The following is a 653-nucleotide window of genomic DNA, read 5'->3' as shown; positions in this document are numbered from 1 at the left end:
CTCAAGAAGCACTACTACAAAGCCAAGGGCAGGAATCTTGATCCAATCCATGACCTCAAGAAGCTCCTCCCAATAGCCAAGAAGTCGAAGAAGTACGGCTGGCTCGCCGAGTACGACAGCATGGCGCTTCAAGAAGGTCTTCGTCATCTGAAGAAGGCTTTCGACGGCTTCTTTGCCGGAAGGACCGGATTCCCGCACTTCAAGTCCCGACGGGGCGAGCAGTCGAGCTACCACTGCACGAACGTCTCCGTGGGCGAGAACTGGATCAAGGTTCCGAAGCTTTCCGCCATCAAGGCCGTCATCCACCGCCCCGTCACCGGGAAGGTGAAAAGCATCACGCTCTCGATGGACTGCTGTGGAGATTTCTTCGCCTCGATCCTCTTTGAGGACGGCCTTGCGGCACCTGAACCCCTAAAGGAAGTGAAGGAAAACTTGGTGACCGCCGACGACATGGGGCTTGACGCCTTCTTCACGGATTCGAACAAGGTGAAGGTCTACGCGCCGAAGCCGCTCAAGAAGGCTTTGAAGAAGGTTCGGAAGGCGAGTCGGACGCTTTCCCGGCGACAGAAGGGAAGCAAGAACCGCGAGAAGGCCCGTCTGCGTCTCGCGCGGATCAACCGCCGCGTCAAGCGGGTTCGGCAGGACTTTCTGCA

Annotated in this window: 1 protein-coding gene; it reads left to right on the top strand. The window is 57.6% G+C overall.

From position 1 onward, the window contains the following. Positions 1-653: RNA-guided endonuclease InsQ/TnpB family protein (locus HMPREF9440_RS06110; protein WP_008542516.1), on the top strand; the 653-nt coding region annotated here is incomplete at both ends.

The sequence above is a fragment of the Sutterella parvirubra YIT 11816 genome (assembly GCF_000250875.1).
Classification (GTDB): Bacteria; Pseudomonadota; Gammaproteobacteria; order Burkholderiales; family Burkholderiaceae_F; genus Sutterella; species Sutterella parvirubra.
Note: the sequence above shows the minus strand (reverse complement) of the source record. Positions and strands in the feature narration are given on the sequence as shown.